The 12967-nt window shown below is 71.8% G+C and carries 11 protein-coding genes; 7 read left to right on the top strand and 4 right to left on the bottom strand.

The annotated features are described in order from the left end of the window. Positions 1 to 75 precede the first annotated feature (75 nt). Together npdG and AOK23_RS01755 are read left to right on the top strand one after the other, a co-directional pair. Entirely contained in the window at positions 76 to 822 is a 747-nt protein-coding gene (gene npdG / locus AOK23_RS01760) for an NADPH-dependent F420 reductase (RefSeq protein ID WP_055710976.1), read from the top strand. Between the two features lie 13 nt (positions 823 to 835). Beyond that, positions 836 to 1090 (top strand): hypothetical protein, encoded by a 255-nt coding sequence (locus AOK23_RS01755; protein WP_206336096.1) that lies wholly within the window; start codon positions 836 to 838, stop codon positions 1088 to 1090. A gap of 57 nt (positions 1091 to 1147) precedes the next feature. On the opposite strand, the gene AOK23_RS01750 is transcribed toward AOK23_RS01755, so the two are convergent. Next, entirely contained in the window at positions 1148 to 1948 is an 801-nt protein-coding gene (locus AOK23_RS01750) for a site-2 protease family protein (protein WP_055710974.1), read from the bottom strand. Between the two features lie 224 nt (positions 1949 to 2172). Here AOK23_RS01750 and AOK23_RS01745 point away from each other — a divergent pair, with 224 nt between their 5' ends. Continuing rightward, positions 2173 to 5517 carry an AfsR/SARP family transcriptional regulator gene (locus tag AOK23_RS01745; protein WP_055710973.1) on the top strand — a complete coding sequence of 1115 codons (3345 nt, stop codon included), beginning with the start codon at positions 2173 to 2175 and terminating at the stop codon, positions 5515 to 5517. A 108-nt stretch (positions 5518 to 5625) separates the two neighbouring features. On the opposite strand, the gene AOK23_RS01740 is transcribed toward AOK23_RS01745, so the two are convergent. The 3 genes from AOK23_RS01740 to panB all read right to left on the bottom strand — a co-directional run bounded on the left by AOK23_RS01740 (position 5626) and on the right by panB (position 8696). Then, on the bottom strand, positions 5626 to 6495 hold the full coding sequence (locus AOK23_RS01740) for an ABC transporter permease (RefSeq protein ID WP_240496205.1): 870 nt from the start codon (positions 6493 to 6495) through the stop codon (positions 5626 to 5628). Further along, on the bottom strand, positions 6492 to 7517 hold the full coding sequence (locus AOK23_RS01735) for an ATP-binding cassette domain-containing protein (RefSeq protein WP_055710972.1): 1026 nt from the start codon (positions 7515 to 7517) through the stop codon (positions 6492 to 6494). Before AOK23_RS01735 ends, AOK23_RS01740 begins: the two co-directional genes overlap by 4 nt. Before the next feature lie 312 nt (positions 7518 to 7829). Further along, positions 7830 to 8696 (bottom strand): 3-methyl-2-oxobutanoate hydroxymethyltransferase, encoded by an 867-nt coding sequence (panB, locus tag AOK23_RS01730; RefSeq protein ID WP_055710971.1) that lies wholly within the window; start codon positions 8694 to 8696, stop codon positions 7830 to 7832. A gap of 190 nt (positions 8697 to 8886) precedes the next feature. Here panB and AOK23_RS01725 point away from each other — a divergent pair, with 190 nt between their 5' ends. From AOK23_RS01725 to AOK23_RS01710, 4 genes are all read left to right on the top strand, one after another. Beyond that, complete coding sequence (locus tag AOK23_RS01725; protein WP_055710970.1) at positions 8887 to 10464, top strand: MFS transporter; 1578 nt, start codon at positions 8887 to 8889, stop codon at positions 10462 to 10464. 89 nt (positions 10465 to 10553) lie between these two features. Further along, entirely contained in the window at positions 10554 to 11189 is a 636-nt protein-coding gene (locus tag AOK23_RS01720; RefSeq protein WP_055710969.1) for a TetR/AcrR family transcriptional regulator, read from the top strand. Positions 11190 to 11432: 243 nt separating this feature from the next. Then, the gene (locus AOK23_RS01715) at positions 11433 to 12482 is read left to right on the top strand and encodes an endonuclease/exonuclease/phosphatase family protein (protein WP_055710968.1); all 1050 of its coding nucleotides are present in this window, start codon (positions 11433 to 11435) and stop codon (positions 12480 to 12482) included. 125 nt (positions 12483 to 12607) lie between these two features. Next, positions 12608 to 12967: MFS transporter (locus AOK23_RS01710; protein ID WP_157877911.1), on the top strand; the 360-nt coding region annotated here is incomplete at its 3' end.

Genomic DNA, 12967 nt, shown 5'->3' with positions numbered 1-12967 from the left:
GCCTATCCCCGTCTGACCTGCCCCTCACTCGACCTGCACCCACCCCCGCCACGACCGCGCACGTAAAGTCAGCCCATGACCTCTACTGACAGTGCACAGACGACCCCCGGCACGCCCGAGACTCCCGGCGCGGCGCCCGCCAAGGCCCCGGCCAAGGACCCCTGGGACCTCCCCGACGTCTCCGGGCTCGTCGTCGGCGTGCTCGGGGGCACCGGGCCGCAGGGCAAGGGCCTCGCGTACCGCTTCGCCAAAGCCGGCCAGAAGGTGATCATCGGCTCGCGGGCCGCCGACCGCGCGCAGGCCGCCGCCGAGGAACTCGGCCACGGCGTGGAGGGCGCCGACAACGCCGAGACCGCGCGCCGCAGCGACATCGTGATCGTCGCGGTGCCGTGGGACGGGCACGCCAAGACCCTGGAGTCCCTGCGTGAGGAACTGGCCGGCAAGCTCGTCGTCGACTGCGTCAACCCGCTCGGCTTCGACAAGAAGGGCGCCTACGCGCTGAAGCCGGAGGAGGGCAGCGCCGCCGAGCAGGCCGCCGCCCTGCTGCCCGACTCACGGGTCACGGCCGCCTTCCACCATCTGTCCGCCGTCCTCCTGGAGGACCCGGCGATCGAGGAGATCGACACCGACGTGATGGTGCTCGGCGAGGTCCGGGCCGACGTCGAGATCGTGCAGGCGCTGGCGGGCCGCATCCCCGGTATGCGGGGCGTCTTCGCGGGTCGGCTGCGCAACGCCCACCAGGTGGAGGCGCTGGTCGCCAACCTGATCTCCGTGAACCGCCGCTACAAGGCGCACGCCGGGATCCGCCTGACCGACGTGTGAGGCCGCGCCGGGCATGGGGGACACTGGACGCCGTACGACCATGCCGTACCGCCTCGTCCGACCGCCCTGTCAGGAGCCGACCCCCATGCCCCGCCTCGCCGTCTACGCCCTCGTCGTCTGTCTGCTCGCGATCACCGCGGCCGTGGTGTCCTTCGCCCGGGGCAGCTGGCTGGGTGTGGTGTGGGTGCTGATGGCCGGGCTGTCGTCCAACATGACCTGGTACTACGTGCGCCGCGCGAAGCTGGAGCGGCGGTCCGCCGCGAGCTGAGCCCGCCTCGCCCGCCCGTCGCAAGACCCGGCCGCCCGTCACGGACCCGCTCGACCGTCACAGACCGGTCAGACACACGTCGCTGTCCTCGCGCCAGAAGCGGTACAGCCAGTAGCCGCAGTCGGAGAGCTGGTCCTCGATGCCGAGGCCCCGCATGAACGCGTCGATCACGTCCCAGAACACGCCGTTGACCGCCGGGATCCACAGCACCGCGAAGACGAGCAGCAGCCCGAACGGCGCGAGCGGCTCCACCTGACGGCGGATCTTGTACGACAGCCAGGGCTCGATCACGCCGTAGCCGTCGAGGCCCGGCACCGGCAGGAAGTTCAGAATCGCCGCCGTGACCTGGAGCATCGCCAGGAACGCGAGGGCGAACAGGAACGCCGCCGGCACCCCGTCCGTCACCCCCAGCCAGAACGGCGCCGTGCAGACCGCGGCGAACAGCACGTTCGTCAGCGGGCCGGACGCCGAGATCAGGCTGTGCTTCCAGCGGCCCTGGATACGGTTCCGCTCGATGAAGACGGCGCCGCCCGGCAGACCGATACCCCCCATGATCACGAACACGACCGGCAGCACGATGCTGAGCAGGGCGTGCGTGTACTTCAGCGGGTTGAGCGTGAGATAGCCCTTCGCGCCGATGGAGATGTCGCCGCTGTGCAGGGCGGTACGGGCGTGGGCGTACTCGTGCAGACACAGCGAGACGATCCACGCCGACGTCACGAACAGGAAGACGGCCAGACCGGGCTGCTCGGCGAACCCGGTCCAGGTGGCCCAGCCCGTGACCGCCATGACGGCCACGATCCCCACGAAGACGGGGCTGATCCTCCGGTCGCTCCGACGGGACGCGGCGGTGGTCATGGGGCTCCTAGGGCACTCGTGGACGTGTCGATCACTCGTACGGACTGCCCGACCGTACCGGGCGCAAGGCGAAAACGTCTCGCGGTCACCTCCTGGTTCCTAGGAAGGTGGGGGACATGAAGGCGGGGACGTGCGGTCGGGGGACGTACGGTCGGCGGTCCAGGGCCGTCCCGGCCGCCCCCCCCTGCGACGGCCCAGCCACCGGCACCGAACCGACGGAGACAATGGACCCCGTGCGTTACCGCATCCTCGGCACCACTCAGGCATCGCACGCCGACGGCACCCCGGTCCCGGTCGGCGGCGCCCGGCTGCGCGCCCTGCTGACCGTGCTCGCGCTGCGCCCGGGCCGTACGGTCACCGTGTCCACGCTGGTCGACGAAGTGTGGGCCGGTGACCCGCCCGCCGACGCGAGCGGCGCGCTCCAGGCGCTGGTGGGCCGGCTGCGCCGGGTGCTCGGCCCGGACGCGATCCTGTCGACGCACGGCGGCTACCGGCTCACCGCCGCCCCCGACGACATCGACCTGCACCGTTTCGACCGTCTCGCGGCCGAGGGCGCCCGCGCGCTGGCCGACGGCGACCCCGCCAAGGCGGCCGTGGTCCTCGACGACGCGCTCGCCCTCTGGCAGGACCCGCCGCTGGCCGACCTGCCCGACCGGACCGCCGAGGCCGCCCGCTGGGAGACCCGCCGGCTCGACGCGCAGCGCGCCCGCCTCACCGCCGCGCTCGCCCTCGGCCGCGCTGGGACCGCCCTCCCCGAACTCACCGCCCTGTGCGACACGCACCCCCTCGACGAGCCCCTCCAGTGCCTGCGTCTGCGCGCCCTGCGCGACACCGGCCGCCCGGCGGAGGCCCTGGCCGCGTACGACTCCGTACGCCGCCTCCTGGCCCACCGCCTCGGCACGGACCCGGGCCCCGAACTACGGTCCCTGCACGAGGAACTACTGCACACCGACGGCACGACGGCCGCACCCCGCCCCAGGGGACGACGGGCCCCTCAACACCCCGTGGACGACGGTCCCGCCCAGCAACCTGCCGACGCCCGCCCCGGCCGGCCGACCCCCGGCGGCCGCCCGCGCGGCAACCTTCGGGCCCGGCTCACCTCCTTCGTGGGCCGGGACGTCGACATCGACACCATCCGTACCGACCTGGCCGCCGCCCGCCTGGTCACCCTCCTCGGGCCCGGCGGCGCCGGGAAGACACGTCTCTCCCAGGAGGCCGGCGAGGCGGTCGCGGCGTCCGCTCCCGACGGGGTCTGGCTCGCCGAACTCGCCCCCGTCGACGACCCCGTCGACGTCCCGGAGGCCGTCGTCACCGCACTCGGCGCCCGCGAGACCGTCCTGCGCGGCGCCGGCGCCGAGGAGATGCGCGTGGTCTCCGACCGCCACGACGACCCCCTGGGCCGGCTCACCGAGCACTGCGCCAGACGCCGGATGCTGCTCATCCTCGACAACTGCGAACACGTCGTGGCCGCCGCCGCCCACCTCGTCGAACATCTCCTCCAGCACTGCCCGGGCCTGACCGTCCTCGCCACCAGCCGCGAACCCCTCGGCGTACCGGGGGAGTTGGTGCGGCCGGTGGAACCCCTGGACCAGCCCCACGCCCTGCGGCTGCTCGCCGACCGGGGCGCCGCCGCCCGGCCCGGCTTCACCGTCGCGGACGACCCGGAGGCCGCCGCCGAGATCTGCCGCCGCCTCGACGGCCTCCCCCTCGCGATCGAACTCGCGGCGGCACGGCTGCGCATGCTGACACCGCGCCAGATCGCCGACCGGCTCGACGACCGCTTCCGGCTCCTCACCTCCGGCAGCCGCACCGTCCTGCCCCGCCAGCAGACCCTGCGCGCGGTCGTCGACTGGTCCTGGGAACTCCTCGACGAGGAGGAACGGGACGTCCTGCGGCGGCTGTCCGTGTTCGCCGGCGGCTGCGACCTCGCCGCCGCGGAGGCCGTCTGCGGCCCCGCCGCGCTGGAGGCGCTCGGCTCCCTCGTCGACAGGTCACTCGTCGTCGCGGCCCCCACCGCGAACGGCGGGATGCGCTACCGGCTCCTGGAGACCGTCGCCGAGTACGCCGGCGAACGCCTCGCCGAGGCCGGCGCCCGCCCCGCCGCCGAACGCGCCCACCGCACGTACTACCGCGAACTCGCGCGCACCACCGACCCGTTGCTGCGCGGCCCCGGCCAGCGCCGGGCCAACGAACTGCTGGAGCTGGAGTACGAGAACCTCCGCACCGCCCTGCGGCACGCCGTCGCCGAACGCGACGAGCAGGAGGCGCTCTGCCTGATCCTGTCGCTGGCCTGGTACTGGCAGATGCGCGACCTGAAGACCGAGGCCCGGCACTGGGCCACCCAGGTCATGGCGCTCAGCCCCGACCCGTTCGCCCCGCCGGCCCGCCCCGTCCCCGATGTGCGCGAGGGCCTCACCGACAGTCCGCCGCCGATGCGCCCCGAGGTGCTCGACGAGGCCCGGCGCGCACTCCACCTCATCCATCTCGCCTGCATGGACATGGAGATCTCCGTCTGGGAGACACCCGAAGGGCGGGAGAAGCTCCAGGTCATCCGGGACACCTACCGTCCGGGCCAGCCGCAGACCTGCCGCTTCCCGGGCTTCATGTGGTTCTACGCCGTCGTGCTCTCCGGCGACATGGAGCGGCTGCGGGAGATCCTCGACGCGAGCATCGCCACCGCCCGTGACCTCGGCTACACCTGGGAGCTGGCCCAGGCCCTGCACATGCGGGCCAACATCCTCGCCAACCGCAGCGACTGGTCCGGCGACGCCACCCGCGACGCCGACGAGGCGCTGGAGCTGTGCGAACGGCTCGGGGACGCCTGGGTCGCCGCCGAGGCGCTCTCGGCGCGCGCCATGAGCCACGAGCGCACGGGCCGGTTCGACCTCGCCGCGGCCGACTACCGGCGGGCCATCGTCCACGCCGAACGGATCGGCACCAACGCCCACTCGGGCGTCCTCGGGGTCCGGCTCGGCAACGTGCTCCTGGAGTGCGGGGAGGCCGAACTCGGCGAGAAGATGCTGCTGGACGTGCTGGCGCGGCACGACACGCCCAAGGAGGCGCTGCCCGCGGCCCGTCTCTACGTCGCCATCTGGTTCGGCCGCACCGGGCGCATGGACGAGGCGTGGCGGCACATCACACGGCTGCGCGAGGAGTTCGAGGCCGTCGACTTCGTGCTGTTCGCCGGCTTCGTCCTCGGTCTGGAGGCATGGCTGATGACCATGGACGGACGCCACACCGAGGCTCGCGAACGCATCCGGAAGGCGTTCGAGCAGGCCATGGACCCGCTGGCCCAGACGATCACCCCCCAGCTGCCCGCCTCCCATCTGGTCACCGCCGCCGTCGCGGTCGTGGGCGGGGACGGCGGTGCCCGCGCCGGGGACGCGGCCCGGCTCCTGGGCGCCTCCGACGCGCACCTCCCGCGCGGCCACCACCCCAGCCCGCTGGAGGCCGAGGGGCGCGCGCAGGCGGAGGCCGAGGTCCGGGCGCGACTGGCCGACGAGGCGTACGAGGCGGCGTACGCCGAGGGCGCCGGGCTCACCCTGGAGGAGGCAGGCGCCCTGATCTAGCGCTGTGACCGGAAAGGTTCACCGGCTCGCGACGNNCGGCGGTCATGGCCCCGATCGCGATCCACAAGTTCCGCACCAAGAGCTGATCCGGCGTCCCTGACCGGCGGATCAGCTCTTGGTGCGGAACTTGTGGATCGCGATCGGGGCCATGACCGCCGTCAACGCCACGGACCAGCCGAGCGTGATCATCACGTCGTGGGCGACCGGCCCGCCCGTCATCAGACCGCGGGCCGCGTCCGCCAGGGAGGACAGCGGGTTGTAGTCGGTGAAGCTCCGCAGCCAGCCCGGCATCGACTGCGGCGGCGCGAAGATCGACGAGCCGAACTGCAGCGGGAACAGCACCAGGAAGCCCATCGCCTGCACCGACTGCGCGTTCTTCAGGGTCACGCCCAGCACCAGGAAGATCCACATCAGGGACGAGCCGAAGACGACGGACAGGCCCACCGCGGCGAACAGGCCCGGCCAGCTGGTGATGTCGAAGCCGATGAGGACGGCGACGGTCAGCAGGATGGTCGTGGCGAGCAGCATCCGCAGCAGCTCGACGGAGATCTTCGCGAGCAGCACCGAGGACCGGCCGATCGGCAGCGACCGGAAGCGGTCCATGATGCCTTTCTGGAAGTCCTCGTTGAAGCCGGTGCCGACGCCCATCGCGATGTTCATGCCGAGCATCGCCATCAGCCCCGGGATCACGTACTGCACATACCGCTCCTGGCCGCCGCCCAGCGCCTGCCCGATGGAGCCGCCGAAGACGTACACGAACAGCAGGGCGAACACGATCGGCATGAGGACCGCGTCGGCGACGGACTGCGGGTCGTTGCGGATCCACAGCAGATTGCGGCGCACGAGGGCGCCCGTGTGCCGGGCCTGCGCGCGCAGCCCGATCCGGCCGTCGGCGTCGCCGGTGCGGGGCAGGGTGTTCAAAGGGGCGGCGCGTAGCGCCTCGTTCAGGGTGGCCGTGGGCGACGGGTGGGAGCTCATACGGCGACCTCCTCGTAGGTGGTGGACGGGGCCGGGTCCTGCGGGGCACTGGCCTTGTGGCCGGTGAGGGACAGGAACACCTCGTCGAGACTGGGCAGTTCGGTGCTGATCGAGCCGATGGTGACGCCGCGGTCGCTGATCGCGCCGACGACGGCGGTGAGCTGCTCGTCGCTGAGGATCGGCACGAGCAGGGTGCCGTTCTCGGCATCGACGGTGGTGGTGGCGAGCCCGGTGATCCCCAGGCCGTCCAGTTCCCTCGCGAGCGGCCGCAGCTGCGCCGGGTCGGCCGGGCGGACACGCAGCGTACGGCCGCCGACCTGCGCCTTCAGTTCGTCGATGCCGCCCTTGGCGATGACCTTGCCGCGGTCGATCACGGTCAGCTCGGAGGCCAGCTGCTCGGCCTCCTCCATGTACTGGGTGGTCAGCAGCACGGTCACCCCGTCGCCCACCATGCGCTTGACCTCGTCCCACACCTCGATCCGGGTGCGCGGGTCCAGGCCGGTCGTCGGCTCGTCCAGGTAGAGCACGGCCGGGCGGCCCATCATCGACGCGGCGAGGTCGAGCCGCCGCCGCATACCGCCGGAGTACGTGGCCACCGGGCGCCCCGCCGCCTCGGTCAGCGAGAACCGCTCCAGCAGACCGTTCGCCCGGCCCCGGGCGTCCTTGCGGGACAGGTCGAGCAGACGGCCGATCATGTAGAGGTTCTCGAAGCCGGAGAGTTTCTCGTCCACCGAGGCGTACTGGCCGGTGAGGCCGATCACCCGGCGCAGGGCGCGCGGCTGGCGTACGACGTCGTAGCCGGCCACGGTCGCCTGCCCCGAGTCGGGCGTGACGAGCGTGGACAGGCACCGGACGAGTGTGGTCTTGCCGGCGCCGTTCGGGCCGAGCACGCCCATCACGGTGCCCTCGCGGACGTCCAGATCGACACCGTCCAGCGCCCTGGTCTCGCCGTAGTGCTTGACCAGCCCCCGTACGGTGACAGCGCGGGTCGCGCCGCTGGGTTCCTTGTCGATTCGTGTCATGCGGACGACGGTGTCAGGGGCCGCCGACAAACGACCGACAGGTCACCGACAGGGGCGGCCGGGCGCCTAAGAGCTCGGGGGCCACTGTTGTCGGGCGGCTGCGGGTGATTCGTGGTTTCTCGCGCAGTTCCCCGCACCCCTGGAGGGACGGGCCTGCGGCCCGCCCTCCCCATGAAAAGCACGGGGCGTAGCCCCGGGCGCCTTTCAGGGGCCCCGGGCTGTCAGGCGACCGAACGCCACAGCCCGCCGACTGGGGGAAGATCGGCGGGCTGCTCCGTACCGCAGTGGCTGTAGGGCCACCAGGCCAACGGCCTAGTGAACCGAGTGCTCCTCCAGCGGGAACGTCCCGCCGACCACGTCCTCCGCGAATGCCTTCGCCGCGTCGGTCATGACGCCCCGCAGGTCCGCGTACTGCTTCACGAACTTCGGCATCCGCCCGCCGGTCAGCCCGAGCATGTCCGTCCACACCAATACCTGGGCGTCGGTCTCGGCCCCCGCACCGATCCCCACGGTCGGGATGTGCAGCACCCGCGTGACCTCCGCGGCCAGCTCCGCCGGGACCAGCTCCAGGACCACCGCGAACGCGCCCGCGTCCTGCACGGCCTTCGCGTCGCGCAGCAGCTGCGCCGCCGCCTCCTCGCCCCGGCCCTGCACCCGGTAGCCCATCGCGTTGACGGACTGCGGGGTGAGACCGATGTGGGCCATGACGGGGATGCCGGACTCCACCAGCAGCCGGATCTGTTCGTACGACCGTTCGCCGCCCTCCAGCTTCACGGCGCCCACCCCGGCCTCCTTCACCAGCCGGGTCGCCGAGCGCAGCGCCTGCACCGGGCCCTCCTGGTAGGAGCCGAAGGGCAGGTCGCCGACGATCAGGGCACGGCTGGTGCCCCGTACGACGGCCGCCGACAGCATGGTCATCTCGTCGAGGGTGACGGGCACGGTCGTGTCGTACCCCAGGTGGCAGTTGCCCGCCGAGTCGCCGACGAGCATGACCGGGATCCCGGCCTCGTCGAAGACGGACGCGGTCATCGCGTCGTACGCGGTGAGCATCGGCCACTTCTCGCCGCGTTCCTTGGCGAGGGCGATGTCGCGGACGGTGATGCGGCGTGTGCCCTTGCCCCCGTACAGCGCCTTGCTGCCGTCGGAGGGCTTCGTCTGGGCAGCCGAAAGCTGCGTCATTGCCACGGCTCCTTCATGTCATCTCGAGGCGCCCTGACGGCGTCCCCGGACCGACTCCATGGTGGCACCTCGGCCCGGCGAGGGCCAGAGCAGGTGGGTGTGACCGTTCAGGCACCCCTCACGTAAGACCTCGGTAAAAGAATTTCGATACGAGACGGTCCCGTATCGGAAATGGCCTACTCTCGAAGGCATGACTTCCGCAGCCCCTGAATCCCGGATACCGGAAGCGGTGCACCGGCGCCGCTGGGCGATCCTCGGCGTGCTGATGCTGAGCCTGCTGATCGTGGTGCTCGACAACTCGATCCTCAATGTCGCCATCAAGACGATCTCCACCCCCGAGCCGACCGGTCTCGGCGCCACGCAGAGCGAGCTGGAGTGGGCGATCAACGCCTACACGCTCGTCTTCGCGGGACTGCTGTTCACCGCGGGCCTGCTCGGCGACCGGCTCGGCCGCAAGAAGGTGCTGCTCGGCGGTCTGGTCGTCTTCGGCATCGGCTCGGCGCTGGCGGCCGGCTCCGGCTCGCCCGTGGAGCTCATCGCGTTCCGCGCGGTCATGGGTCTCGGCGCCGCCTTCGTGATGCCCGCGACCCTCGCGGTCCTGATGAACGTCTTCGAACGCGAGGAGCAGCCGAAGGCCATCGGCATCTGGGCGGGCGGCGTCGGCCTCGCCATCGCCATCGGCCCCATCACCGGCGGTGTCCTGCTGGACCACTTCTGGTGGGGCTCGGTCTTCCTGATCAACGTGCCGATCGTCGTCCTCGCGCTCGGCCTGATGCTCTGGCTGGTCCCCGACTCGCGCGACCCGAACCCCGGCCGGATCGACCCCGTCGGTGTGCTGCTCTCCGTCGTCGGTCTGGTGCTGCTCGTCTACGGCATCATCCGGGGCGGCCAGCTCGCCGACTTCACCGACGCCACGGTCCTCGGCGCCATCGCCGCCGGTCTCGCCGTCCTCGCCGCGTTCGTCGTGTTCGAGAAGCGCAGCGACCACCCGTCCATCGACATCTCGTTCTTCCGGAACAAGGTCTTCTCCGCGGCCATCGGTGTGATCGGCCTGGTCTTCTTCGCCCTGATGGGCGTGACCTTCTTCTCGGTCTTCTACACCCAGACCGTCCGCGGCTACTCGCCGCTGCAGACCGGTCTGCTGATGCTGCCGCTGGCCGTCGCCCAGCTGGTGTTCGCCCCACGCGCCCGACTCGTCGTCGACCGCTTCGGCAACAGCGCGGTGTGCACGGCGGGCATGCTGCTGATCGCCGGGATGCTGGCCGCGTTCGCCATCCTGGACGGGGACACACCGATCTGGCTCCTCGAAGTCATTTTCTTCCTGATGGGTGTCGGCATGGCCCACGTCATGACCCCGCTGAGCGTGGTCATCATGCAGGCCCTGCCCCGTGAGAAGGCGGGCTCCGCGTCCGCGCTCAGCAACACCTTCCGCCAGGTCGGCGGCGCCCTCGGCATCGCCGTCCTCGGCTCCGTGCTGTCCACGGCGTACCGCTCCGGCATCGAGGACGAACTGCCGGCCGGCGCCCCGCACGCCGCCGCCGAGTCCATCGAGGCCACCCTCGGTCTCGCCGCCCGTCTCGGCGACCGGGGCGCGGCCCTGGTCGGCCCGGCCCACGACGCCTTCCTGCACGCCATGCACGTGACGGCGCTGTGCGGGGCCGCCGTGGCCGTCCTCGGCGCGGTCGCCATGGCCGTCTTCCTGCCGGGCCGGCCGACGGGCGGCCAACCGGACGAGAAGGAGGCCGAGTTGGTGGCCCAGAAGCACTGAGGTTCGGCCAACGGGGCGGAGGGGGGCGCCCTTCGGGGTCGCGGCCGGGGGAGAATCACCCCGGTGCGACAACAGAGACGGAGTGGACCGTGAGCCTCGCCGGAAGCCGGGCCCAGGACGGACGGGCCCGGGAAGTGAGCCCCGTGCGGGGGCGGCCCCGCAGCGAGGCCGTGGAGCGCTCCATCATCGAGGGCGTGATGAAGCTCTTGGAGGACGGTGTGCCCCTCGCGGAGCTGTCCATAGAACGGGTGGCCCGCACCGCCGGTGTCGGCAAGGCCACCATCTACCGCCGGTGGCGGGGCAAGGAGGAGCTGTTCGTCGACGTCCTGCGCGCCGCCGAACCGCCCGACCCGGTGCTGCCCGGCACCTCCATGCGGGACGACCTGGTCGTCCTGCTGGAGGCAGTCCGCCGGCGCGGACTCGTCAACCGCTCCTCGGCGATCCTGCACAACGTCTTCGCCCAGATGAAGTCCAGCCCCAAGATCTGGGACGCCTACCACGCGAACGTCGTCACCCCGCGCCGCCGGATCCTCGCCGACGTCCTGCGGCGCGGACAGGGCAACGGCGAACTCCGCGCCGACGTCGACCTCGACGTCATCGGCGACCTCGTCTTCGGCCCGATGCTCGTGCGCACCGTCATGCGTCCCGACTCGCCGCTCCCCGAGGACCTCGCGGAGGTCATGGTCGACACGGTGCTCGAAGGGCTGCGTCCGCCTGCGAGCTGAGTCACAGCGAATGTTCGCATTCCGTTACAGAGCTCACCCGTTCACCGCCGGTTCGGAACTCCGAACAGCGGGTTGTTCGTCCTCGTGCCCGTACGGCCGCCACGCGGCGGCAGGATCGACGGCGATCATCCCCTAGGGTCTAAGGGGTGCCGCGAAGTCCCGCACCACACCCCGGTGTCGTGGACTTCCCGGTACTCCCCGGGCGCGGGGGACGGTGTGCACGGCAGGTTGTGAGGCGACGGTATGGCGCAGGCGTACATGACGGAGACGGGCGGCGGCGGCACGGGCGAGGGCCGCGAAGGATCCCGGCTCCGGCGCCTGCTCGGCCGGTGGTTCGGCGGCTGGAGAGGCGACCGCAGGATCTGGCGGCGCGGCGTCGTCGTCGCGGTCCTCGCCCTGCTCGTCGCGCTCGCGATGGTGCTGCACGCGCAGGTCCCCAACAGCGTGGGCAACCTGGGCAGTCTGACCGAGACGTTCCTGCCCTGGCTGGGCATCGCGATCCCGCTGCTGCTGGTCCTGGCGATCGTCCGCAAGTCGGCGATCGCGCTGATCGCGGTGCTGGTCCCCACGATCGTCTGGCTGAACCTCTTCGGCGGACTCGTCACCAGCAAGACCGGCAGCGGCGGCGACCTCATGGTCGTCACCCACAACGTCAACGCGGACAACGCCGACCCGTCCGGAACCGCCGGGGACGTCGCCGCCTCCGGCGCGGACGTCGTCGCCCTTGAGGAGCTGACGGAGGCCGCGGTGCCGGTGTACGAGAAGGCGCTCGCGGCGACGTACCCGCACCACGAGGTCGTCGGCACCGTCGGGCTGTGGAGCAAGTACCCGATGAGCGCCACCAAGCCCGTCGACATCAAGCTCGGCTGGGAGCGCGCCATGCGCTCCACCGTGACCACCCCCGAGGGCCCGGTGGCCGTGTACGTCGCCCATCTGCCCTCGGTGCGGGTGAAGCTGGAGGCCGGGTTCACCGCCCGCCAGCGCGACAAGAGCGCCAACGCGCTGGGTGAGGCCATCGCCGACGAGCCCATCCAGGACGTGGTCCTCCTCGGCGACCTCAACGGCACCATGAACGACCGCGCCCTGAACGCCGTCACCGCCCAGATGCGCTCCACCCAGGGCGCGGCCGGCGACGGCTTCGGCTTCAGCTGGCCGGCGTCGTTCCCGATGGCCCGTATCGACCAGATCATGGTCCGGGGCCTTGAGCCGATGGCGTCCTGGACCCTCCCGGCGACGGGCAGCGACCACCTGCCGGTGGCGGCACGGGTGACGATCACCACGTCAGGTCGCTGATCCCGCAGGTCAGCGGGGCGGGAATGGAGAGCCCGGAGAGTTTGTTCCGACAGTGAACATATAGTGGGGAAGGAACCCCGAGGAATCCCTCCTTCCCGCTGCTCTCCTCCCCGAAAGGTCTCCCCATGCCCTTGGCCCTGCTCGCCCTCGCCGTAGGAGCCTTCGGTATCGGGACGACCGAGTTCGTCATGATGGGCCTGCTGCCCGATGTCGCGGCCGACCTCGGTGTCTCGATCCCCGCCGCCGGCCACCTCGTCTCCGCGTACGCGCTCGGCGTCGTCGTCGGCGCCCCGCTGCTCGCGGCGGCCACGGCCCGGATGCCCCGCCGCACGGTCCTCATCGGCCTGATGGCCCTGTTCGTGGCCGGCAACGCGCTCTCCGCGCTCGCCCCCGACGAGCACTGGCTGCTCGCCGCCCGCTTCCTCAGCGGTCTGCCGCACGGCGCCTTCTTCGGCGTCGGCGCGGTCGTCGCCACCGGCCTCGTC

It is taken from the genome of Streptomyces torulosus (genome assembly GCF_001419765.1).
GTDB lineage: Bacteria > Actinomycetota > Actinomycetes > Streptomycetales > Streptomycetaceae > Streptomyces > Streptomyces torulosus.
The sequence above is the reverse complement of the archived record's forward strand: the minus strand, read 5'-3'. Positions and strand labels throughout refer to the sequence as shown.

What these genes read in the sequence shown, in the direction of transcription:
- AOK23_RS01740 (WP_240496205.1), bottom strand. Translation starts at nt 6,495, where the DNA reads ATGAGCTCCCACCCGTCGCCCACGGCCACCCTGAACGAGGCGCTACGC.
- AOK23_RS01750 (WP_055710974.1), bottom strand. Translation starts at nt 1,948, where the DNA reads ATGACCACCGCCGCGTCCCGTCGGAGCGACCGGAGGATCAGCCCCGTC.
- AOK23_RS01715 (WP_055710968.1), top strand. Translation starts at nt 11,433, where the DNA reads ATGGCGCAGGCGTACATGACGGAGACGGGCGGCGGCGGCACGGGCGAG.
- AOK23_RS01755 (WP_206336096.1), top strand. Translation starts at nt 836, where the DNA reads ATGGGGGACACTGGACGCCGTACGACCATGCCGTACCGCCTCGTCCGA.
- AOK23_RS01725 (WP_055710970.1), top strand. Translation starts at nt 8,887, where the DNA reads ATGACTTCCGCAGCCCCTGAATCCCGGATACCGGAAGCGGTGCACCGG.
- npdG (WP_055710976.1), top strand. Translation starts at nt 76, where the DNA reads ATGACCTCTACTGACAGTGCACAGACGACCCCCGGCACGCCCGAGACT.
- AOK23_RS01735 (WP_055710972.1), bottom strand. Translation starts at nt 7,517, where the DNA reads ATGACACGAATCGACAAGGAACCCAGCGGCGCGACCCGCGCTGTCACC.
- panB (WP_055710971.1), bottom strand. Translation starts at nt 8,696, where the DNA reads ATGACGCAGCTTTCGGCTGCCCAGACGAAGCCCTCCGACGGCAGCAAG.
- AOK23_RS01745 (WP_055710973.1), top strand. Translation starts at nt 2,173, where the DNA reads ATGGACCCCGTGCGTTACCGCATCCTCGGCACCACTCAGGCATCGCAC.